This is a genomic window from Anabaena sp. UHCC 0253, assembly GCF_009712085.1.
In the GTDB taxonomy this organism is placed as follows: domain Bacteria; phylum Cyanobacteriota; class Cyanobacteriia; order Cyanobacteriales; family Nostocaceae; genus Dolichospermum.
This window is the reverse complement of record NZ_VILD01000002.1, coordinates 730133-753628: the sequence shown is the minus strand read 5'-3', so window position 1 is coordinate 753628 and position 23496 is coordinate 730133. Positions and strand designations below refer to the sequence as shown.

The window sequence follows — 23496 nt, the reverse complement described above, 5'->3', positions numbered from 1 at the left end:
AACGTGAAAAGATTGTCAGGTATTTAGGAAGGAGTTGTAGTAAATATTATCTAATTATTTTGATGAGATGTTTATTAGACCAAAAAAGATGTAGATAGTGATCGATAAAATTTAGTAAATAGAAATTTTTTAGCAAAAGAGTGAAAATATTTTTTGCTGTAATTGTCATGTTTATTTAAGCCGAAATGACTATTTTAATTGAGAGAGAGAATCTATTTTAAAACCTAGCGAAATTAATTTCGGTAATATTCTCTATTTTTTGGTAGATAAAGTTAAACTCAACCAGAAAAATTAGGTAAATAAAATTTTCCTGGCTGGGATTTTTCAAAAATATCAATAATCTGAGTTACATCTGCGGAATGTGGGATACAACAGGAGTCGTAGGTTGGGTTGACGCAAGGAAACCCAACAAACCTGATTTAATATTTTTAGCTTAACTGACAAGTATTGAACAGAAAAGTTATCGTTTACTTGCTTTCCGATAATCCCAAGGATCAACAAATTTGCGATCGCTCCAAATCCCAATTTTTTGCTGTTTCGCTTGCGTTTCGGCTTGTTGTATAATATCTTTACTGGGACATTTGCTTAAATAGGGACGATATACTTTAGCTAACCCTTCTTCTAACAAAACTTGCTGTAAAAACGTACCATTTGGTAAACGGACTTCTGCAACTTTTCTACCATAGCGATCGCTATCTGTAATATTCAATTTTACACGATTATTTGTGGCTTGAATTAGTTGCTCTATCCGTGTTTGTGCTTTCACACCCCAAGCAAACTGATTTACATCTTTAGTAATTTTACTGTTCTTTTCTTTCTGAGAATGAGGTATTTCTGGTGCATCAACACAAGCAAACCGCACCGTGAATTTTTGACCATCTGCATTTCTTAATACTAATGTATCACCATCACTGATTCGTTCAACTAGATCCCCTTGAGGAGCAAACAAGCGATACCTTCGGTCAGCGCTTTCGCTATCGCACGCAATTAAACTCACAGAAATCGCAGCAATACCTAGCCAAATTAACCCTCGTTGCATTAATTTATTCATAATTCACTAAGTTTGCAATTTAGCCTATTAATGTTTACAATTGATACAGATTAAATAATTGTCAGCCAATACGTATAATAGTATTAAATTTCTCAAGCTATCTAAATCATGATTCTCCTCTAAAGATTATGAAACCTATTCAGCACCATCAACGTACTTTTGCTGATCAAGATTTTCAGCAATCCCTAAATCAGTTAAAAGATATTGTTCAAGCTAATAATGAAGAGGTGACAGAATCAAATACTAGTGATTCTCTCCATCAAGTCATCAGCAAACATACTGATATTATTGATTTGGATGCGTGGGAGGATGCAGTTGCTGATATTGAACAGTATTTACAGCAAAAAACAAATAAAAGCAAAAATCCATAACTAACTTAAATTATTTAGACATTTTCTGTCTTTGAGCTTCATATAACATCAAAGCAGCAGTTATTCCCACATTTAATGATTCTACCCCAGGATTCAGGGGAATTTTGACTTGGATATCTGCTAACGCGGCTAAATCTGCTGATAATCCCGCCCCTTCATTACCCAATAATATTAAACTAGGTTTACGCCAATCCACTTGCCAATAAGTTAAATCGGCGGTTGGTAAGGTAGCTATTACCTGCATTCCTGCTTGCTGACTTTGTTGAACAGTCGCTTTTAGATCCTCGCTGACAGCCATATTCAATCGAAACCATTGGCCAGCAGAAGCACGTAAAACTTTAGGATTATCTAAATCTACACTATCTTCACTCAACCACAAACCTGATGCACCTGCTGCGGCTGCTGTGCGAATCATAGTTCCCAAGTTACCAGGATCTTGGACAGTTTCTAAAGCCAGAACTAAACCAGAAAAAGGAATTTGGATTGGTTGTGCATCTCGTTGAGCCATGGCTACTATACCATCAGGATTGACAGTGGTAGCGATCGCTGTTAAAACTTCTGGACTGACAACCTCTACGCGATCGCACTGACTACAAACAACTTCCCACAATTGGGGATGTGTTATTTGCCATTGAAGAGTACAACATACCGTATCTAAAGGATAACCAAGCGCACAAGCTTCCTCCAGCAAATGCGTTCCTTCCAATAAAAATAGCTGTTGCTTGTTTCTCTCCTTAGCGGAGTGCAACTTCCGGATTTGTTTAACTAGGGAATTTTGTAAACTTGTTAACACAATCTTAAATGTTAAATTTCGGATTTGACATTAATCCAAAATTGTTATATTGATATGCGGAACCCGGGACTTGAACCCGGAAGCCTTGCGGCACTAGAACCTGAATCTAGCGCGTCTGCCAATTCCGCCAGTTCCGCTGGCATCGAATTCTATTCACAGTTTATCATTATTACCTAACTGTTTCAAATTGTCAAGATAAAACTTATCAACCGAGATAACAAGCTAGATTTAAATTTTTCTCACATCTGAACAATCCCCATGTTTCCCATCCAAGCAGCCATACTGCATGATAGAATCTAACGACTTTATGGGATTTGATAACTTAGAGAAAAATCGTCCAGCGTCAAGCTAGATGATAGTCAATGCAGAATCAAAACCAACATCAAACTTTATAATTACGTATTTTTTTGGAGGTAGGCTTATTAATTCTTCTAGCAGCTTACCAGATGCCAAGTCTTCATTAGAAGCAGACTCCTCAGTCTTGCAAATCTATGGTGGGCATCCTTTGGGAGGTCATGTAAAAATTAGCGGGGCTAAAAATTCCGCCCTCGTCATCATGGCAGGAACTTTCCTGTGTTCCGGTGATTGTCGGATTCGTAACGTTCCCTTATTAGCGGACGTAGAGCGGATGGGACAAGTTTTATCTGCTTTGGGCTTACGTCTAAAAAGAGAAGGGGATATATTAGATGTTGATGCTAGGGAAATCACCACATCTAAAGCTCCTTATGAACTTGTTACCCAATTAAGAGCAAGTTTCTTTGCCATTGGTCCAATTTTAGCACGGTTAGGAGTAGCGCAGATGCCCTTACCAGGGGGTTGTGCCATTGGTGCTAGACCAGTAGATTTGCACGTCAGAGGACTGCAAGCAATGGGCGCAGAAGTGCAAATTGAACATGGTATTTGTAATGCTTATGTTCCCGGAAACAATGGCAGATTAAAAGGAGCAAAAATCTACTTAGATACTCCCAGTGTCGGCGCGACGGAAACCTTAATGATGGCTGCTACCCTAGCAGACGGGGAAACAATCCTGGAAAATTCTGCCAGAGAGCCAGAAGTAGTAGATTTAGCTAACTTTTGTAACTCAATGGGAGCAAAAATTCAAGGTGCAGGAACAAGTACAATTACTATAGTCGGCGTTCCTAAATTACACTCTACTGATTATACCATTATTCCTGATCGCATTGAGGCCGGGACATTGTTAATCGCTGGAGCAATAACCCGTTCTGAACTGCTGCTATCCCCAGTCATACCTGATCATTTAATCCCAGTCATTGCCAAGTTACAAGAGATTGGCGTATCAATTGTTGAGGAAGGAAAAGACTGTTTACGCATCTTACCAGCTAAAACCCTCAAGGCCATTAATATTGATACCTTACCTCATCCAGGGTTTCCCACGGATATGCAAGCACCTTTCATGTCTTTACTGACATTGGCTGAAGGTGATAGCATCATTAATGAATCAGTCTTTGAAAATCGCCTGCGTCATGCTTCCGAGTTAAACCGTTTAGGGGCAGATATCCGTGTTAAAGGTAACACTGCTTTTGTTCGGGGAGTATCCATGTTGTCGGGTGCGCCAGTCATAGGCACAGATTTAAGAGCGTCCGCAGCTTTAGTTTTAGCAGGATTAGCTGCATCAGGAACAACCACAATTCAAGGATTACATCATTTAGATCGGGGCTATGATCGCCTAGATATGAAGTTACAGCAACTAGGAGCAAAAATTCTCCGTGTAAATGAAGCATCAAAGGATGGAAATTTACTGGCTAACAACAGTAATCCACCAGCTTCTGTATCTATCTAGAGTTAGGATATTGTTTCAGAGGGAACAGGAAACAGAAAAAACTCATGTTTAAAAACATGAAATGGAAATAATCTGTTCCCTTTTTTTTGTAATAGCGGATTTTACCAGTTAATGAAATATCAAGTTGGTAACTTTCGTTATTAATTTACTTTTTTTGCTGTTTTTGGTGAGTGCGATCGCTTCACAATCCATTCCCAACTAAAATAAATGGAGACCAGTAAAAAGGATGACTTAGCTCATTACTCATCTGTGACGGTAAATTATCAGAGATACCTCGTTGCTGACCTATATTTGCATAATTTCCAGTAATCAGAGCTATTTGAGCTTGACGCAAAGCTTCGGCTTTAGTAATGTTTCCCTGTTTCAAAACTGCATAAAAGGCATTCATCAAAACTTGTGTACCCCCATCATCTACAGACCATAAAGAAGCGATCGCCGCTCTTGCACCTGTTTGCTGCATCTGATAGCCAAAACCGAGAATTTCCCTACCGTCTCCTAATCGCTCACCTAATCCGGTTGCACAAGCTGAAAGTACGACTAAATCAACATTCGGCAACCGCCAATTTTTGATATCTTGGAGGGTAATGCGATCGCCATTACCAAACAAAATAAACGATTCTTCCGGTTGTCCCAGGGTAAATGCTGCGTGTGTCGCTAGATGGACGATAGAGTAATCATTCATCTGGAACACAATATCTTTCGTGAATTGCTCATCTAGTAATTTTGTCGTGTTAGGAATAGTTTGAGCCAGAGTTTCCACTTCACGACCGGCAAAGGGCAACCCAGAGAAGTTAAACTCCTGATCTCCTGCCTTAAAACTATAGTTGCCTTTGGTAAAAGCAGCCGCTAACACATTTAACTGATTTTGGGGTTTAGTGTTGAGGTCAGTCAAACTTATCGCAGTTATATTATTGATGCGAAAGCGTTCGACTAGCCATTGCTTACCATCATGCAGTGCTGCTAAAGGAATATAACGCAATTGTCCATCAGGGGCGTAAATAATGGTTTTGGTTTTTGCTTGAGCTAAGTCAGCTTCCAAGGGCTTTATCAGCCAATTATAGAGCTTTTGAGCAGGAATTTTAGGATTGCGGGTTGGCGTTGTGACAGTCGAACGAAATTCAGCAATAACTCGGTTAAATTCTTCTCGTTTTACAGGAACAGTGCGACGTAATGGAGGAGTGTAAGGAGAAATTAAAATGAGTTCCAAGCGATCGCCCAGCACTAATGGATAGATAATTACAGCATCTTGCTGAATTTTTCTGAGGTTGTCTTGCAAAGTAGTCGCATCAGCATTTAAATTAAAACTTTGTCCTTGGGAAGTTTGCTGAAGTTGAGCTATCCATTCTTGAACTTGTGGGCTTTTTAGAAATGTCTCGAACTGTTTAGTAATTTCTTGTTCGCTTTTTCTTAATTCAATGATTCGCTGTTTTTGTTGTTCTGTTCTTTTATTGATAGTAATATTTTCCAGCAGAGCGAGTTCTTTACCTTGAGAAATGGCTTGATCTATTTTTACCGCAATACCTTTTCTAATTTCCTGCTCTTGGGTTCGTTCTGTTATACCTTGAATATTATTATTACTTCCCCGCACGTCTTTGAGATAATCTGCTAGTTCCTGAACTTTGAGTAAATCTAGAACCTGTTGTGCTTCTAAAACTCGATTATTTTGTAAAAATAAATCAGCTAAATGGCGATAATCTTCGGCAATAGTTTCAGTATATGATTGTTGCTGTTCTTGTGGCAGTCCTTTGATATTATTTCTAATTGCTTCTCTTACATTCACAGATTGTTTAAAAAACACAATGGCTAACTCTGGCTGATTTTGTTTCTCTAGTAAATAACCAATATTATTTAGTACCTTAGCTTCACCTGCTTTATGGCCGATTTCCTGCACAATAATCAAAGATTGCTGATATGAATTCCATGCTGATTCATATTTGCCTTGTTGAAAATAAACTTTACCAACACTATCTAACATTACACCTTGGGAAAGCTTATCACCTAAAGATTTGACAATAGTTAAACCTTGCTGCAAAAATTTTAGAGATAATTCATACTTACCTTGATCTAAATAAACAATCCCCATATTATGAAAAGTCCATGCTTCCAGGAATTTTTTATCTTTTTTGTTTTTAATTCCTTTGACTTTTGACAAAGCTTGTTCATAAAATTCCAATGCTAAATCGTATTTCTTCAACCGATAATGAATATTCCCAATAGCATTAATATTTTTTACTTCTGAGCCAATTCTGTGTTTTTGAGCTAATTTCAATGCTTGTTGATAAGTGCTTAAAGCTCGGTCATATTCTCCTAATGATTGATAAATATCACCCATGTTGAAAAAAACTGTCCATACCCAAGGAGTTTTTTCTACTGGGTATGATGAAACTTGTTGCAGGACTGATAAAGATTTTTGATAATATTCTAAAGCAGATTCATATTTTCCCAAGGTATGGTAAATCATGCCAATTTGGTTGAGAGTAAAACCCTCTTCGATTTTCAGTTCCAATTTTTTATTCAAACTGAGAACTTCTTGGAATTTATTTAAAGCTGTTTCATATTCACCTTGTTCAAAAAGTTGGCGACTTTGTTCACTATAAATATTCATGATTTTAATGAGAGTTTGTTTTTCCCCATCACCATCTCCTAATTGTCTTTGAATTGGTAAAACTTGCTGATAATAATTCAAGGCTTGTTGATATTCTTTTTTGAGATAATAAATCCAGGCTATATAGTCAAGACTTTTAGCAATACCTGCTTGATCACCTATCTTTTGATAAACCAATAAAGCCTTTTCAAAACTACTGATAATTCTCTGATGATTATTTCTATATCTATTGCCATTAATAAAGAGATAAAAAGCTTCTCTAAACAGCCTATCAGCTTGAGCTTTTTCATCTTGTTTGTTAAATTCCTGGGCAACTACAGGAGCAAAATTACAGGTATGTGTTAAAACAGCAGTAGTTACCGAAAACAGCAGAGTCACAAAACTGAGGCTGAATAGATTACGCATGAGAATCAATTAATGAATGAATGTTAAAAAATTAACTAAATCCATAGTTAATAGTTCTATAATAAGTACCATAACAGGTGATGTAAGACACAGGGTAAATTTTGAAAAAAATCTATACAAAAGATGAGTATATTAACTATGAAATTAAGCAGTGCGGTTGGTCTGATGATGAGTGTGTGGGTATGCAGTGCATGGGGCGTTACTCAAGCTTCTGAACCTCAGCGGGGGAGTTCTTTTACTGAATTGTGTCGTCAACAAGCGAGTTTATCAGCAGATGGCAGAATTACAGTAGAATTATTATTAGCAAAAGCAGCAACTAATGATTGTGATATTGCTGCTAAAAAATTGTTAAATCTAACTCAGCTTGACCTGAGAAATCAGCAAATTGTTGATTTAAGTCCTTTAGCAGGATTAACAAATTTAGAATCTTTAAATCTTAATAGTAATGAAATTTTTGACCTCAGCCCCTTAGCAGGATTAAAAAAGCTCAAATCGCTGAATATTGGCAATAACAAACTTATTGATATTAGTCCCTTGGCAGAACTTAAAAACCTCAAGTCTCTGACTATGGGTAGAAACCAAATCAAAGATATTAGCGCCATAACTGAACTGAAAACTCTAGAATCTTTATCTATAGATAATAATGAAGTTATTGATATTAACCCTCTAGCAAAACTTACTAATCTTAATTGGCTGATTCTCAGTAAAAATTCAATTACAGATATTAGTTCTCTCCAGAATCTGATTAATTTGACTGGAGTTTTTTTGGAAGATAACCAAATTAAAAATATTACTTCTCTAGCGAGACTGACAAAACTAACTCGGTTACAGCTAAATTACAATCAAATTAAAGATATAAGCCCTTTGGCAAATCTAACAAATTTAAAAAGGCTGAATTTGGAAGGTAATCAAATTGAGGATATAAGTCCTTTGGCAAGATTAACAAACTTAAATCTTCTGTTTTTAGAAGATAATAAAATTAAAGATGTTAACCCTTTAGGAAACATAAAAAATTTAAATCGTCTGATTCTTACTTACAACCAAATTACAGATGTTAGCCCTTTAGGAAAACTGAATAATTTGACGTTGCTAGTATTGCGTTTGAATAAAATCAAAGATGTCAGCCCTTTAGCAAAACTGACAAATTTAACTGAGCTTGTACTTGAAGACAACGAAATCACAGATATTAGTGCTTTATTAAACCTAACTAACCTGACTCGGCTGAAACTTGACTATAACAAAATCACAGATGTCACTCCCCTATCAAAACTTACTAATCTTGAAGAAGTGAGTTTCCAAGGTAATCCCGGTATTAAATAATCGGCGTTGCTGAATTAGGGTATGAAATTCAAAAATCAATGATTTCAAACTCTTACTCTCTGTAGACTCTGCGCCTCTGCGTGAAACAAAATCATACTCTTAATCAGCAACGCCAAATAATCTTTGTCCACTATTGCCTTGTGCAATCGCTATACTAGCTATGGGAATTATATTTTTTATTGATGACCATAATTATGTCTTTAGTTAAAACGCCGCTAATTGGTTTAAAAGCTGACTCATTTCGCCATACCCTAGACTTGGAAGCTACTAAAACTCTTAAGCAAATTCCTGGTTTGGATATGATGGTGCGAAATTTACTAGGTCCAATGGCAGAACAGGTTTTTTATGTAGAAAATATCGCTTCTAGTATTTTGGTAGGAGAAAAACAACTACCCCACTTACATAAATTATTATTAGAAGCCTGTCAAATTTTAGACGTTGATCCGCCTCAGTTGTATGTCCGTCAACATCCAGCCCCTAACGCTTATACCTTTGCCATGCGAGGTAAACAGCCTTTTGTAGTTATACACACATCCTTAATTGATATCCTCACCCCAGAAGAAATACAAGCTGTGATTGCCCATGAATTGGGTCATCTCAAGTGTGATCATAGTGTGTATTTAACACCAGTGAATTTATTAATTCTCGCAGCGGCAATTGTGCCAAATGTCGGTACTATTTTGGCTCAAGCAATCCAGTCACAGTTATTAGAATGGGTACGTTGTGCTGAGTTTACCTGCGATCGCGCCGCTTTACTAGCTACCCAAGACCCTAAAGTTGTCATGTCAGTGTTAATGAAATTAGCTGGCGGTTCTCCCACCTTAGCACCCCAACTTAATTTAGAGGCCTTTGTTGCCCAAGCTCATGCCTATGATGACATTAGCAAAACAGAATTAGGGGAAATGGTCAAATCCGCCCGAACAGCCCAACTAACCCATCCTGTCCCCGTGCTAAGAGCGCGAGAAATTGACCGTTGGGCAAGTAGCACAGAGTACCAAAATTTACTACAAAATCAGGGATTAAAATCTGGGAGTGCAACTTTATCCAACGGTGGATGGCGCAATTGGTAAGTAAATAGAGTAGGGTGCAGCGAAATATTGTTTTTGGCAAAAATAATCTAAATACCTATTGCCAAAATAGAAAAATAGGCTATAATAAGAAAGTTGCACCCAAGGGCGGGTGGCGGAATTGGTAGACGCACCGCACTCAAAATGCGGCGGCCGTGAGGTCATAGGAGTTCGATTCTCCTCCTGCCCATTTGTAAATATTACACATAACAAAGCCGCACATAACTTTTACACTTAAAAAAGTATTTGCGGCTTTTGATGTTTGCATAAATGAGATATTCAAACCTGCGCCATTTGTTAAATTTGGCAAACATAAGTACCTGGACAAAATTAATTTAACATTTTTGGAACAAACAAAAATCTCTGTATTCCTTATCTGTTCCCTGTTCCCTGCGATGCACTGAGCTTGTCGAAGTGTTCCCTGTTCCCTCTCCCAAATATAAAATTTATTTTGCACGACTACTTATTGATCTATTAAATCAATGAAAAGGGTTAAAATCGTTAAACGTGCTGATGGTTTCTATGTTCAACTTTGTGGGAATATTAGACATCTGGTAAAAAAGAATGTAGAGACGTTCCATGGAACGTCTCTACTCGATGACGCATATTTAATTTATGGAGATTTCTATTAGAGATTAACCAGAAATCTATAGCTGCTGATTCAAATCGTAGTTATCAATAAACCTGTTCAAAAAATAAATCCCGCAGAAATTTTATTCCTGTTCAAAAATAACTAAATATTTCGACGTAGGTACTTATAAGAAATGATGAGTAAATTAAAAACTTTTCAGGGGAAAAACCTATGGTTTGAAAGAGTAATGGCCATTACTGCTACCGTCAACCTAGTGTTAGTTTTATTTGATTTAAGTTACATACCAGGGCGAGATTTTTACTTCCGCAGAGTTCCTGAAATTACTAAATTGTACGATCCAATTAAAGGTATTGAACCTCATCGTGATACAAAACAATATCTAGAAGCAGTAGACGAACTAGAAACTCAGATAATCCAAACAGGTTTAACCTCACCTCAAGTCAAAACTAAGTTGGCGGAACTTCGCCGTCTTAGCACGGAGATGATTGAAACTAATCCTTTTGCAAGTGCGGGAAAGAGTGGAACTCTGGAAAAAATCAAAAACCGAATGGGGGAACACATAGGAGAAGAATCTGCAAAAGGTGCATTTAATACTTTTTGGAGTCAGGAATATTTATCTGAACGCAATTGGGATCAGGAAAAATATTTTTTCAATCAAAAAATTCGCCCAGGAATTGCTAAAAACTATTATCGTAAAATTGGTGAAAATGGTGAATTGTTCGATGATTTTTGGATAATTGATTTACCATTTGTACTTCTATTCGCTACAGAATTATTAGTAAGGACGTTTTTAATCAAACGTAGATATAGTCACTTAAGTTGGTTAGAAGCAGTTATGTGGCGTTGGTATGATCTATTCTTACTAATACCCATTTGGCGATGGTTAAGAATCATCCCAGTTACAATACGACTTGATCAGGCAAAGTTAATTGATCTTTATGTAGTTAGACGGCAAATTCATCAGGGTATTCTTGCTAATTTTGCAGAAGAAATTACAGAAATTGTCGTTGTTCAAGTAATTAACCAAGTTCAAGGCTCAATTAAACGAGGTGAAATTACACGCTGGCTATTACAGTCAGATAATGTGCGTTCTTATATAGACATTAATAATATCAATGAAGTAGAAGCAATTACTGGATTGTTAATTAAAACTGTTGTTAATCAAGTATTACCAAAAATTCAACCAGAAGTAAATGCGATTTTGTGCCATAATATTGAAGTTGCTTGTCAGCAATTACCAGGCTATAAAAATATTCTCATGTTACCAGGTGTAGGAAAAGCACAAACACAAATTAGTGAACAACTAGCTACACAAATTACTACTAATATTTATAGTGCTTTAGTTAGTACCATTAAAGATCCTGTGGCAGCAAAACTTTCTAATCAGCTAATAGAAAAATTTACAACTGCATTCTCTTCGGAAATTTTGCAAAAACAAGTGTTGGTAGAAATTCAAAGTTTGCTGAATGATCTTTTAGAAGAAATCAAAATTAACTACATTCAACGTTTATCTCAAGAGGATATAGATAAAATTCTGGAAGAAACTAGAAAGATGCGGATTGAACCATCTAGCAGGGCGGAATTAAAAATTAATAATTAAGTTTGGGCGACTATAAGTCGCAGCTAAACAGACAAAACCCACGCAGGTGGGTTTGGAAACCTTGTTTGTGTAGTGGTGATTTATCATCGCCAGAAAATTCACAAATGAATTGAATTTTGTCAATTAAGTAAGTGGAAGTCTCTAATCAAAATGTGTGAAGAAAAGTAAATACGACTGAAACTCTTTTTCCCCCTGCTCCCCGCCTTGCCCCAACGACAATTTTTAACGCCAACCTACCTCTAGGAATCCGGTTTGATTCCTGAATTTTCCTACGTAGGAAGGCAAGAAGCAAAAGGATTCGAGAATATAAAGGTGTACCGAGTTCCGTTCAAGAATCAAATAGGAGTCCTATAATTTAATGTTTTTAGCTTAACCGACAATTATTGGTATTTAATCACATACTTACGTGATCTGCGATACTGCCATTTAAGCAACTTGTAAGTAATCATAGTTTCATGTAAGATACGGAGTTGTTTGTAAAAAATATTTGTCCAAAATCATCTTCTTTTCTAGCACCAGTCAATGTCATGAGTTTGTGCAAGCTCTCACGACTCAAATTAGATGACTATATCAGGTAATAATTAATTATCTGAACGCTGATTTTCAATTTTTGACAAGTCCAGTTCACGTTATACACTAGGAGAAAAATGTTGTCTGTTTTCAAATTAATTGATTATTTATTAGTGGCAGTTGCTCTGACATCTGTTCTGGTCATTTATGTTGATTCTAGTAATCAACAATATGTAATTGCTGCGGCTGTTGCTTTAACTGTTTCTATTGGGTTGTTTCTCTTCAATAGACAATCAGTAAAGAATGCTCAAAAGGAAGGACAAAAAGCTGAGATATCTAAAAAGGCTGAACTCTATACTTCTTTGTTAAGTAATGGAACTACCTTGGATTACAATACAGTTTTACCAGCAAGAGCAAAGGCTTTAGAATATTGTCAAGAACTGATTGATGATTATAAAGGCTCTAGAGACTTGGCTAGAACTCTTTACTATGTTCTACAAATTTCCACAGTAATTTTATCGGGTATTACACCTATTTTAGTGCTTGTGGATAAGTTGGAAGCGGGACAAACATGGTTAAAATGGCTGCCTGTAATTTGCCCAGCCATTGCTTCTATTGTTGCTAGTATAGTGACATCATTTCCTTTTGAAAAAAATTGGATGGCTGCTAATAAAGCAGTGGAATTGTTAGAAGCTGAACAAGAAAAGTTTATTTTGGGAATTAGCCCAGCTTATCGTTGTTATGATATTTCCGAGGAAGGTAAACAGCAACAAAGGGTAAGTCAAGCTATCGAACTATTTATTAATCACGTGAATAATATTCACCTCCAACAAGTACAACAAAGTACGGATTCAGAGCAGGAAAAACAAGAGACTCCAAAACCTGAAGAATCCAGCAAAGAAGTAAAAGGAGAAAAAATAGAAAAAGAAGAAAAAGAAGAAAAAGTAGCCGCATAGCGGAAATTTTGGGCGCAAACCCTGCGCCCCTACGAATGCTAAGAGTAATCCAAAATGTCAGGGATAACTGACATTCCGGTTTATAGCCAAAAAATAGTTAAAATAGAATAGAGACTCTTTTTAGGAGAGTCCTGTCTACTAGTGATTTGACTTAACCGCAACTTTGTATGAATTTAAACAGCCAGTCTGCCAATTCTCCCGATACATATTCCCAACGCTTGGCAGACATTGTGGGAACAGCGATCGCTCTTATCACCCTGACTTTACCCGTATTTATCATTGCCTACTATTCTGCGCCCAATGTGGAAATCAATCAGCCATCCCTAATCTATAATCTGTCTAGCAATAGAGATTAAATTGAGATGTTAGCTATTTAACCAGTAATAATACTTATGATAGATTAAAAAACAAAACTTAACATAGTTTAAGCAACATCATCTGACAAAGGATTCTTGAGGAAGAAGTCCACAATTGTCCTAAAATCTTAGACTGGGAGCGAAAATGTGTGCTACCGCTGATTCAGTTTTAGTAGAGGAGTTTTATTGTGGATTTATCTTTGATTCCTGCCCAACCGAAACCGGGCGTGATTAATGTCCTAATTGAAATTGCTGGTGGAAGTAAAAATAAATATGAATACGATAAGGATTTACAAGCATTTGCCCTAGATCGCGTACTCTATTCTTCTGTCAAGTATCCTTATGACTATGGTTTTATCCCTAATACCTTAGCAGATGATGGCGATCCGTTGGATGGTATGGTAATAATGGATGAACCAACCTTTCCCGGTTGCGTCATCGCCGCCAGACCAGTTGGTTTTCTGGAAATGATTGATGGTGGCGATCGCGACGAAAAAATTCTTTGTGTTCCCGATAAAGATCCCCGCTATGCTCATGTAAAATCGCTCAAAGACATATCTCCTCACCGATTAGAGGAAATTGCCGAATTTTTCCGTAGTTATAAAAATTTGGAAAAAAAGGTGACGCAAATTCTCGGTTGGCAAGATGTGGACAAGGTAGCACCCTTAGTAGAAAAGTTCATCAAAGCTGCTGCTAAAGCATAATAGATATGGGTAATGGATCATGACCATTACCCATAAAACTAATTACTATGTAACAATCAGTAGAAACTTACGGATTTATAGCCAGCGACAGAAGTATAACAGTCCTTTGATATTTAGGTTTAATCAATCATCAGTTGATGTCATAACCCTCTTAGCAATTGCTATAATTCCACAAACTTTCCCAGGTTGCAAAACAAAACAAAACAAAATGCAGCGCACTCTTTTGTTGGCAAAAATTCATAACTGTACTCTCACAGCAGCCAATATCAACTATGTGGGTAGTATCAGCATTGACGAGATCCTCTTGAAAAAAGCTGGTATATTCCCCTACGAGCAAGTACAAGTAGTGAACATTGCCAATGGTGAGCGTTTTATTACTTATGCTATCCCTGCTCCCGCTAATTCAGGAGCTATTGAATTGAATGGAGCGGCGGCACGTTTGGGTATTATTGGCGATCGCTTGATCATAATGACTTACGGGCAGTTTACTATAGAAGAGTTAAAATGTTACTCTCCTACTGTAGTAATTGTTGATGAAAAAAATCAGTTATTAGAAGTGCGGCACTACGATGATCTGCTTAGTAAGCTCTAATTTTCAAGAAGATGTCAAATTTTGAGTTGTCCGATTCTCAAATATATGTTGCTGAACAACTAAGACCCATGCCCAGCAGTCAATCTGAACCATTTCAGGTGCAATTTTGGGGTGTACGAGGATTAATTCCTACTCCTAGCACCCATAACAGCCGCTATGGTGGTAATACTGCCTGTGTGGAGATATCTGTAGCCGGAAAACGCTTAATTTTCGATGGCGGGACTGGGTTACGCATTTTGGGAGGAATTTGGCAGGAACTAGAGCAACCTCTAGAAGCACATTTATTTTTTACTAATTCTCAATCTAATCGCATCCAGGGATTTCCTTTTTTCGCACCGGCATTTATCTCCGGCAATTGTTTTCATATCTATGGAACAGCAGCCTCCAATGGTGCATCAATTAAACAATGCCTGTGTGATCAAATGCTCCAGCCTCACTTTCCGTATCCCTTACAGGTGATGCAGTCAGCATTAGAATTTTATAATCTGACTCCAGGTAAATTAGTTGAGTTAAATAAAGATATCAAGATTACAACAGCATTAATTAATAAAACTCAACGTTCCATTGGCTATCGAGTGAACTGGGGGGATTACAACGTAGCTTATGCGACGGATTTGCACAAAATTATTGATTCAGACGAGCAAAAACGAATCTTACAAATAATTGAAGATGCTGATTTATGGATTACTAATGCCAACTATACTCCGCCTACAAATAATAAGCATGAAGCTACTGAATCATTTTGGAAAATAGCCGTGAATATGGCTCAAGAGGCTGGAGTAAAACGGTTAGTAATTTCCCATCACCACCCTGATGATGATGATGATTTTCTTGATCATGTTCAATCGGAAATTCAGTCAGTATTTCCCAAAGCATTACTAGCACGGGAAGGACTGATATTAAGTGTTAATTGATTAGCAATCCTTAATTAAGAACAAATGGGTAATGTATTTAACCCAGCAACATCTTGATTTGTTGGAGTTTAGCAGCTATTAAACCACTGCTAATTAATGCAGATGCTTGATTGATACCAGCTTGCATATTGGGACAGATTCCACTCCGCCATAGATAAAAACCACCATTCCATAGGGCTGTTTGCGTCAATTCGCTTTCTGTTCCCCTGAGAACCCCTTGCATATCCTTGATAAGTTCTTCTGTGGTAGTAAGAGGAACATTTTTAGTTGTAAAGCCATATTCACGGGGTGAAAGTTGTAGCCGAGTTAATTCTGCTGGATTTGGTGAAGATAAGCCGATAATAGCAGTGCGATCGCGTGGTAAATCACAACTGCCTTCTAATCCCTTCACAAAGGCAAATTTCGTAACCCCACGTAACCCTAGAGCCTCCTGAAACATGGCTTCGGTTGGGGGGTGAACAAAACCAGCAATAATATGAGCATCACCCATATAGGGACACCAAATTAACTCCATTGTTGCTAATGGTGGACGTTTTCCCAATTGCTCCCGATATTCCCATAAAGTTTGATTTAAAGGAAAATGCTTTGGTGTGTAAATAAAGCCAATTCCTGTTTCTTCAAAAACCTGTTGAGTTTTTGTCAGTGTTAAACTAGTCCAATCTGCTCCTAAACCTTGCCAAATCTCGATTATAGGTAAACCATACTTTGTTGGTAAGCGATCGCTCCCGTGCATAATTACAGGTTGTCCCGCAGCAGCTAATAACAAAGACGTAATTACATTAATTGGTGCGGTGCGGGTTCTGCCATCATAGGGTATCCCTAAAACGATCACAGGTTGTGCGATTGGTTGCAATTTGGGACCAAGTTCATCATAAGCATCTAACATCCCCGCTAACTCTTCCCCAGTCGGACGTTTAATACGATGAGCGATTAAAAACGCACCAATTTGGGCGGGTGTCGCTTCACCTAATAACATCATTTTTGTAGCAATACCAGATTCAGCGCGAGTTAAATTTTCGGAAGTATGACTACCACTACCTACTTTTTGAATAAATTCTCTAAATTTATGTGTCATTTGTCAGTTGTCAGTTGTCAGTGGAAAAAGGCAATAAGTAGAACGGACTGAATAATTCCTTGTAGTGAGGACTTTAGTCCTCATTTAAGGGCTGAAGCCCTTACTACCAAGTCATCTCAATATTTTTTTACATTACTTAATCTAGTTTGATTTATTTTTGTCTAGTTACTTAGTTAATAGCGCGTATTTCTTTAATTTTGAATTGCAGGAATATTATCCTTAACAAGTTGCCAAAAATGTTGAATAGGAGGAATCTGAAGACGATCTTGAGTTGTTACCATGACTACCCGACGGGTTAAACTGGAATGATCAGTTAAATTACTATTATTGGCTAGGGGACGAACTGCAAGGGTGGGATCATATCTAGCTTCTATTAATGCTGACTGGGGGAGTAAAGCAATCAGTTCTCCTTGACGAACTACTCCCCGAAAAGCATCGAGAGTATTGACTTCTAAGGCTGCTTTTAAGGTAGCTTCCATCTGTTCAAATCGATCTTGAATCAGACGTTGCATTCCATAGCCATCTTTAAATACTACTTGGGGATAACGAATTAACTCCAACCAAGGGATAGATTCATATTCAGCTAGGGGATGATTTGCTGCGGTGAGGACTTCTATGGGTTCATCATATAGGACTTCTACGGCCATTTCTTTGCCAGACATTAAGAAGCGATTGTGCATAACAATTGCTAAATCTACTAATCCATCTTTGAGAACTTTCAGAGAGCGATCGCTTCCTAATGATGTTACTCTCAATTGTACTTCTGGATAATCATGGCAAAATTTTTGTAACACTGGTGGTAAGTAGGAAGCACAGACAGAATGAATAGCTGCAATACATAATTCTGGTTGTTTTCCCCCCATTAAATCTGTCAATTCTTGTGTAGCAGATTCCCATTCTTGGCAAATTTTACGCACACGGGGCAGCAAACGTTCACCCCCTAAAGTTAATTTAGCATGGGTGCTGCGATGAAATAGTTCTATGCCTAAATCTGCTTCTAATCCCTGAATTTGCCTACTGATAGTAGATTGAGTCACACCACATTTTATTGCGGCTTGTTGAAAACTACCACTTTGAGCGATCGCCAAAAAGGCTTGCAACTGCTCTAAACGCATTTTGATATAGCCTAAGTATAAATTTATAACTTTTATTAATTTAACGGTTTCTCGGTATAATTTGAATTTAATTTAATTTTTCATCCAGTATTTAATTTACATCATCACATTAGCAAAAATACTTGCTCAGAGTTTTCTTTAATTTTAAGTTCCGCAGAGCGTCTAAACATGACCTATGGAGTAAAAATACTATTTGGGGTAACGGTGGTATCGCTGCTGACGTTATGGGGTAAACCAGCGAAAACAGCAGTTATTGATTATATCGCTCAACTACCTAACCCAATTATTCCCACAACACCAGAATTAACTCCTGTTAATCCCCAACAGTCTCCACTGTCTCCCCTGGATACAAATCCACCCACACTGCAACCGGGGGAAATATCACCACAAATTCCGGGGACAATTCGCGTAGAAGGCTTTGAATTTCAGGGAAATACTGCTTTTAGCGATCGCCAACTTACAGAAGTCACCAAGCCCTTTACAGACCGGGAAATCACCTTTGCTGAACTCATAGCGGTAGAGACAGCGATAGCGCAAAAATATATAGAAGCTGGATACATTAATTCTGGTGCGGTAATTTCCGCTAACCAAACCTTTCCCAAAGTTGGAGGAGTGGTAAAAATTCAGATTATTGAAGGAGAATTAACCGAAATTCAGATCATTGGCAATCGTCGCCTCAATTCCAATTATGTGCGATCGCGCTTAGAAATTGCCACAAAAAAACCCCTCAACCGTAACCGATTATTAGCAGCATTACAAATACTGCAACTAAACCCTTTAATTGCCAATATATCAGCCGAACTCCAACCAGGAACTCGTCCCCAGCAAAGTCGCTTACAAGTGCGAGTTAAAGAAGCGGATACATTTAGTAGTGAAATATTTACTGATAACAATCGTTCACCCAGCGTTGGTAGTTTACGCCGAGGGATAAAGATTAATCAAAGCAATTTACTAGGTTTAGGAGATGGATTAAATTTATCTTATACTAACAGTGATGGTAGTAATGCCTTTGATGGTAGTTATACATTACCTATCAATGCCCGTAATGGCACAATTGAATTTACCGCAGATTTGACCAATACTAACATTATTGAACAGCCATTTAATCGCTTGGATATTACCGGAAAATCACGCACATACCAACTTACATATCGTCAACCTGTTGTTCAAAAACCAAATCAAGAACTAGCTTTAGGGTTGACTTTTTCCCGCCAAAAAAGCCAAACTTCCCTATTAAACGAACGGTTTCCCCTATCTCCAGGAGCGAATAATCAGGGAGAAACCAGTATTTCCGCTTTCCGCTTTTTTCAAGAATATGTGCAACGGAATCCGCGTCAAGTTTTCGCAGCGCGATCGCAATTTTCACTAGGAACAGATATTTTCAATGCTACAGTTAATAATAATGCCCCAGACAGTCGTTTTTTCGCCTGGAGAGGACAAGGACAATATGTGCGTTTATTAGCACCAGAAACCTTGTTAATTCTGCGTTCTGATATTCAGCTATCTACAGATTCATTATTATCCTTAGAACAGATCGGAATTGGTGGTGCAAAAAGTGTGCGAGGATATCGTCAAGATCTAATTTTAACAGATAATAGTGCGATCGCATCTGCCGAAATACGTTTGCCTATTTTACGTTTACCAGAAATCAACAGCATTTTCCAAATAGCTCCTTTTATTGATTTTGGAGTCGGGTGGAATCATACTGGAGAAAAAGCAAATTCCCAATCAAATAGTTTACTGGGTACAGGTTTAGGGATAATATGGCAAATGAGCGATACCTTAAATGCTCGTTTAGATTATGGTATTCCTTTGATTGACGTAAAAGCAAATAATCAATCTTTACAAGATCAAGGTTTTTATTTCACTATTAATTATTTTCTATTTTAAATTATGAAAAGATTTTTTTTCACGCAGAGACGCAGAGACACAGAGAGAATTCAAGAGTTTAGGTGGAAATCTTCCTTTGCGCCTTTGCGCCTTTGCGTGAGACTCATTTCTATTTATTTACTTATTCCTTTCCCAGCCTTATCACAAATTATCCCAGATAATACTCTAGGTTCAGAAAATTCCCGGATTATCAATAATTCACTATCTGATCATATTGAAGGGGGAGCAATTCGTGATTCTAGCCTATTTCATAGTTTTCAAGAATTTAATATTGGTGAAGGTAGAGGAGCATATTTCACAAATCCCAATAATATCACAAATATCTTTACCCGCGTTACAGGTAGCAATCCTAGTAATATTTTTGGAACATTAGGAGTTTTAGGAAATGCAAATTTATTTTCTTAAATCCCAACGGAATTGTTTTTGGAAAAAATGCTCGATTAGATTTGCGTGGTTCGTTTTTTGCTTCTACAGCCGATAGTCTGGTATTTAGTAATGGTTTTGAATTTAGTAGTCATAATCCTCAACTACCTTTATTAACTGTCAATATTCCTATTGGATTAAGATTTCGAGAAAATCCGGGGACAATTATCAATCAATCACAAGCAACAGGAATATTAAATTTACCAACAGTATCCCAACCTATTCCCATATCAGATCATCTCGGTTTAGCAGTAGACAACGGTAAAACTTTGGCTTTAATTGGTGGGAATGTTCAACTTGATCATGGTAATTTAACTGCTAATAACGGACAAATTATTTTAGGTAGTGCGACAAGTCCAGGTTTAGTTAATTTGACATTAACCCCAGAAAATTCAACTTTCAATTATGACAATATTCAGGATTTTGGCAATATTGAAATAACCAATAATTCACTGATTAATACTAGCGGTATTGGTGGTGGAAAAATAGATTTAAAAAGTAATAATATTCTTTTAAATAGTTCTCGTCTTTTGGCTTTAACTTTAGGAAATTTAGATGGAAAAGGCATAAATATCAATGCTCAAAAATTCCGCGCCCAGACAGGATCACAAATATCCACTACAACCTTTGCTGGTGGCGCTGGAGGGGCTGTAAACATCCGCGCTCAAGATGCTGTGGAACTCAGCGGTGTCGGCTTCTCTAGTCTGCAAACCTTGATAGCTACGTTTCTAATTACGGGAACAGTAAACCCTTTTGATTCCCCAGTTGTTTTAAGTAATAATACTTTTAGTAGCGGAACTGCTGGAGACATCACAATTGATACTGGTCATCTATTTTTAGAAAATGGAGCAGTCATAGGAGGTGGAACTTATGGACCTGAAAATGGCGGAAAACTCAATATCAATGCCAAAGTTGTCGAATTAGTCCGTTCAGGAATTAACAGTGGTACTTTTCAGGGAAGTACCGGCACAGGAGGAGATATTTTCATTAATTCAGAACAGTTAATAGTGCGTGATGGTTCTAGTTTGGCCAGCTTAAATCGGGGTGAAGGAGCATCAGGAAATATCAATATTCAATCCTCTGAATCAGTGGAAATACTGCGTACTCCGGCTGGAAGTGTATCACAAACCCTGATTGGAACAACTTCCTTTGGTGCAACTAGCAAAGCTGGAGATATTACCATTGATACTAAACGATTACTGGTATCTGATGGCGCGGGAATTACCTTAAGTAGTGGTGTGGCTATCGGTAATATTCTGCTCAATCCGACGGGGGGACCTGGAGGTAATTTAACAATTAGGGCGACAGAATTAGTAGAATTAGCGGGTGTGTCTGGGGTTTTGGCTAATGGAGGCCGGAGTATTAGTTTCCTCAGTACAGATACTTACACCAACAGTAGAGGAGGTGATATTTACCTTTCTACACCGATGTTGACTCTGGAGAATGGGGGGATAATTTCGGCGGCTTCTTTCGGTACAGGTGATGCCGGAAATATTACCATTGATGCTGGGCGTGTACAACTTTTAGGGAGTGAGAATGGAGAGGGATTAAATAGTAGAATTCAAGCTTCTGTGGGGATTGTGGGTGAGTTTATTAATCCCCAAGCTACAGCAAATGCAGGTTCATTAAATTTGAATATTCAACAATTGCTTGTCCAAAATGAATCTACAATCAATGTTCAGGCTTTAGGAACAGGGACTGCTGGGAGTATTAATATTATTGCTGAGGCGATCGCTCTCAATAATCAAGGTAGTATTAATGGTAGTACGGATGCAGGTGGTGGGGGAAACATTAATATCACAGCCAAAGATGTACAGTTACGTCGAGCCAGTACAATTACCACTGATGCGGGTAGTTCTGACGGTGGTAACATAAATATCAATAGCGAGATTCTTTTAGCATTTCCCCAAGAAAATAGCGACATCACAGCCAATGCGCGGACAGCCCAAGGTGGCAAAGTTACAGTCAATGTCCCCTATATCTTTGGTTTTACAGCCGTTAGTCGAGAACAAGTCAGAGAGCGTCTAGGGCTAACAGATGCCGAATTTACAGCGTTACAAGTAAGTCCCACATCCTTGCTGATTACCAGTGATATCGCCGCTTTTTCCCAAGTATCAGGACCGTCTTTACAAGGGACTGTTACCTTTAGCACTTCTGGGGTAAATCCCGCCCAGGGTTTGGTAGAAATACCGCAAAATGTAGTTGATCCTAACACTTTAATTGCTGCTAATCCCTGCACAAGAGGAGCAGGAAGTGAGTTTTCTATCACTGGTCGCGGAGGAGTACCACCAAGTCCAAATGACGCTCTCAGCAGTAATTCTCAGCAGTTTGCTTGGATAGAAGCAGAAGGTGACAGGGAACAGGTAACAGGTGACAGCAGGAAGAGAGAAATAATTACCCATAACCAATCACCAACCCTTCGGCTACGCTCAGGGCAAGTCACCAATCACCAATTACCAATCCCCGCAAAAGGTTGGATGATAAATGCTCAAGAAGAAGTAACGCTTTTGGCTTATGAACCGACCGGGCAATTTTCTCAACGTGATTGGCGACCTTTATCTCATTGTCAGCCGCATTAACGAGACTCTGTTCCTTGGTTGGGAAGTCCAGGTCTTGTCACAGCAGCCCCTGCCGATTCCGCTTCAGCACCAGGACGAACATCACTACCCGATTCTTGACCAGTCATGCGATATCTTTCATCCATAGGAGTATCACCCTCTTCTGTAGTTGGTACAGTCGTCTCCATTCCTGGGTTATCTTGTGGTTCATTTCGAGCCTGATTTTCTCGCTGATCTGGAGGAGTTTTTGATCCCTTTGATGTTTTTGATGTTTTTGATGTCTTCGATGTCATGGATTTGTACCTTTTGAAGAAGTGATTCCATAACACTAGCTTTTAGTTTCTCATAAGTTTTCTATCCTCTGATAGGACTTGTCCTATGAGTAATACATACCTGAATCTCACTCTGTGGATAGATTGCTATTGAGGAAAAAGAACTATTAAGCTTAATAATCATCTCTTAATAAATCAGCAATCAAATTAAACTAAATATTCTTTTCCCTTGTCCGAAATTTTTTTCAATAAAGTTTGGAAGATAATATGACTTCATCAACAATTTTACAAAACTTTGAAAAACATATTCCCATTGTGGGAGATATTTCTAAAAAAAGTCCAGTGGCTTACCGAGCAACTCGTCTCTCCGTCAGTGCAGTGAACACTATGCAAATGGCAGTAGCAGAGTCTTATATCAACGGATTAGAAGTACCTGATTCTGTATTGCGATCGCTGTTTGATAGTTGTATGCCTGTCTTTTTTAAGTATTTTCCATCTCTGCTTGTACCCTACGAATGGGTATTAA

17 protein-coding genes, 2 tRNA genes and 2 pseudogenes are annotated in these 23496 nt (G+C 37.9%); 14 read left to right on the top strand and 7 right to left on the bottom strand.

The window, feature by feature from the left end:
- Positions 1 to 460: 460 nt before the first annotated feature.
- Positions 461 to 1051, bottom strand: coding sequence for a thermonuclease family protein (locus FJR38_RS07640; protein WP_168536253.1), 591 nt, complete (start codon positions 1049 to 1051; stop codon positions 461 to 463).
- A 128-nt stretch (positions 1052 to 1179) separates the two neighbouring features.
- Here FJR38_RS07640 and FJR38_RS07635 point away from each other — a divergent pair, with 128 nt between their 5' ends.
- Positions 1180 to 1422: a hypothetical protein gene (locus tag FJR38_RS07635; RefSeq protein WP_168536251.1), complete on the top strand. Its 243-nt coding sequence runs from the start codon at positions 1180 to 1182 to the stop codon at positions 1420 to 1422.
- 10 nt (positions 1423 to 1432) lie between these two features.
- Here FJR38_RS07635 and FJR38_RS07630 read toward each other — a convergent pair whose 3' ends face one another.
- Together FJR38_RS07630 and FJR38_RS07625 are read right to left on the bottom strand one after the other, a co-directional pair.
- Positions 1433 to 2215, bottom strand: a complete 783-nt coding sequence (locus FJR38_RS07630) for an RNA methyltransferase (protein ID WP_168536249.1) — start codon at positions 2213 to 2215, stop codon at positions 1433 to 1435.
- A 55-nt stretch (positions 2216 to 2270) separates the two neighbouring features.
- A tRNA-Leu gene (locus FJR38_RS07625) sits at positions 2271 to 2352 on the bottom strand.
- A gap of 344 nt (positions 2353 to 2696) precedes the next feature.
- Here FJR38_RS07625 and murA point away from each other — a divergent pair.
- Entirely contained in the window at positions 2697 to 4016 is a 1320-nt protein-coding gene (gene murA, locus FJR38_RS07620) for a UDP-N-acetylglucosamine 1-carboxyvinyltransferase (protein ID WP_168536454.1), read from the top strand.
- A gap of 181 nt (positions 4017 to 4197) precedes the next feature.
- On the opposite strand, the gene FJR38_RS07615 is transcribed toward murA, so the two are convergent.
- Positions 4198 to 7026 carry a CHAT domain-containing protein gene (locus FJR38_RS07615; RefSeq protein ID WP_168536247.1) on the bottom strand — a complete coding sequence of 943 codons (2829 nt, stop codon included), beginning with the start codon at positions 7024 to 7026 and terminating at the stop codon, positions 4198 to 4200.
- Between the two features lie 123 nt (positions 7027 to 7149).
- Here FJR38_RS07615 and FJR38_RS07610 point away from each other — a divergent pair, with 123 nt between their 5' ends.
- From FJR38_RS07610 to FJR38_RS07570, 9 genes are all read left to right on the top strand, one after another.
- Positions 7150 to 8346, top strand: a complete 1197-nt coding sequence (locus FJR38_RS07610; protein ID WP_168536245.1) for a leucine-rich repeat domain-containing protein — start codon at positions 7150 to 7152, stop codon at positions 8344 to 8346.
- Between the two features lie 194 nt (positions 8347 to 8540).
- Positions 8541 to 9416 (top strand): M48 family metallopeptidase, encoded by an 876-nt coding sequence (locus FJR38_RS07605; RefSeq protein ID WP_168493112.1) that lies wholly within the window; start codon positions 8541 to 8543, stop codon positions 9414 to 9416.
- Positions 9417 to 9519: 103 nt separating this feature from the next.
- Positions 9520 to 9603: transfer RNA gene (locus FJR38_RS07600), tRNA-Leu, on the top strand.
- 577 nt (positions 9604 to 10180) lie between these two features.
- Positions 10181 to 11605 (top strand): hypothetical protein, encoded by a 1425-nt coding sequence (locus FJR38_RS07595; protein WP_168493217.1) that lies wholly within the window; start codon positions 10181 to 10183, stop codon positions 11603 to 11605.
- A gap of 647 nt (positions 11606 to 12252) precedes the next feature.
- Complete coding sequence (locus tag FJR38_RS07590) at positions 12253 to 13071, top strand: DUF4231 domain-containing protein (protein ID WP_168536243.1); 819 nt, start codon at positions 12253 to 12255, stop codon at positions 13069 to 13071.
- Between the two features lie 167 nt (positions 13072 to 13238).
- Positions 13239 to 13427 carry a hypothetical protein gene (locus tag FJR38_RS07585; RefSeq protein WP_168493108.1) on the top strand — a complete coding sequence of 63 codons (189 nt, stop codon included), beginning with the start codon at positions 13239 to 13241 and terminating at the stop codon, positions 13425 to 13427.
- A gap of 188 nt (positions 13428 to 13615) precedes the next feature.
- Complete coding sequence (locus tag FJR38_RS07580) at positions 13616 to 14131, top strand: inorganic diphosphatase (RefSeq protein ID WP_168493106.1); 516 nt, start codon at positions 13616 to 13618, stop codon at positions 14129 to 14131.
- A 208-nt stretch (positions 14132 to 14339) separates the two neighbouring features.
- Positions 14340 to 14723 carry an aspartate 1-decarboxylase gene (panD, locus tag FJR38_RS07575; RefSeq protein WP_168493104.1) on the top strand — a complete coding sequence of 128 codons (384 nt, stop codon included), beginning with the start codon at positions 14340 to 14342 and terminating at the stop codon, positions 14721 to 14723.
- Positions 14724 to 14734: 11 nt separating this feature from the next.
- Positions 14735 to 15637, top strand: a complete 903-nt coding sequence (locus tag FJR38_RS07570; RefSeq protein ID WP_168493103.1) for an MBL fold metallo-hydrolase — start codon at positions 14735 to 14737, stop codon at positions 15635 to 15637.
- 37 nt (positions 15638 to 15674) lie between these two features.
- Here the strand turns inward: FJR38_RS07570 and FJR38_RS07565 are convergent, their stop codons facing one another.
- Complete coding sequence (locus tag FJR38_RS07565) at positions 15675 to 16712, bottom strand: anthranilate phosphoribosyltransferase family protein (protein ID WP_168493101.1); 1038 nt, start codon at positions 16710 to 16712, stop codon at positions 15675 to 15677.
- 191 nt (positions 16713 to 16903) lie between these two features.
- A complete protein-coding gene (locus FJR38_RS07560) occupies positions 16904 to 17827 on the bottom strand; it encodes a LysR family transcriptional regulator (protein ID WP_168493099.1) in 924 nt (307 codons plus the stop codon).
- A 168-nt stretch (positions 17828 to 17995) separates the two neighbouring features.
- Here FJR38_RS07560 and FJR38_RS07555 point away from each other — a divergent pair, with 168 nt between their 5' ends.
- On the top strand, positions 17996 to 19717 hold the full coding sequence (locus FJR38_RS07555) for a ShlB/FhaC/HecB family hemolysin secretion/activation protein (RefSeq protein ID WP_168493097.1): 1722 nt from the start codon (positions 17996 to 17998) through the stop codon (positions 19715 to 19717).
- A gap of 3 nt (positions 19718 to 19720) precedes the next feature.
- Positions 19721 to 22719: pseudogene (locus FJR38_RS07550) on the top strand (filamentous hemagglutinin N-terminal domain-containing protein).
- Here FJR38_RS07550 and FJR38_RS07545 read toward each other — a convergent pair.
- Positions 22716 to 22991: a hypothetical protein gene (locus tag FJR38_RS07545; RefSeq protein WP_168493093.1), complete on the bottom strand. Its 276-nt coding sequence runs from the start codon at positions 22989 to 22991 to the stop codon at positions 22716 to 22718. The pseudogene FJR38_RS07550 and the gene FJR38_RS07545 sit on opposite strands and share 4 nt — an antisense overlap.
- A 246-nt stretch (positions 22992 to 23237) precedes the next feature.
- Here FJR38_RS07545 and FJR38_RS07540 point away from each other — a divergent pair.
- Positions 23238 to 23496, top strand: a pseudogene (locus tag FJR38_RS07540) (SAM-dependent methyltransferase); the annotation flags it as partial.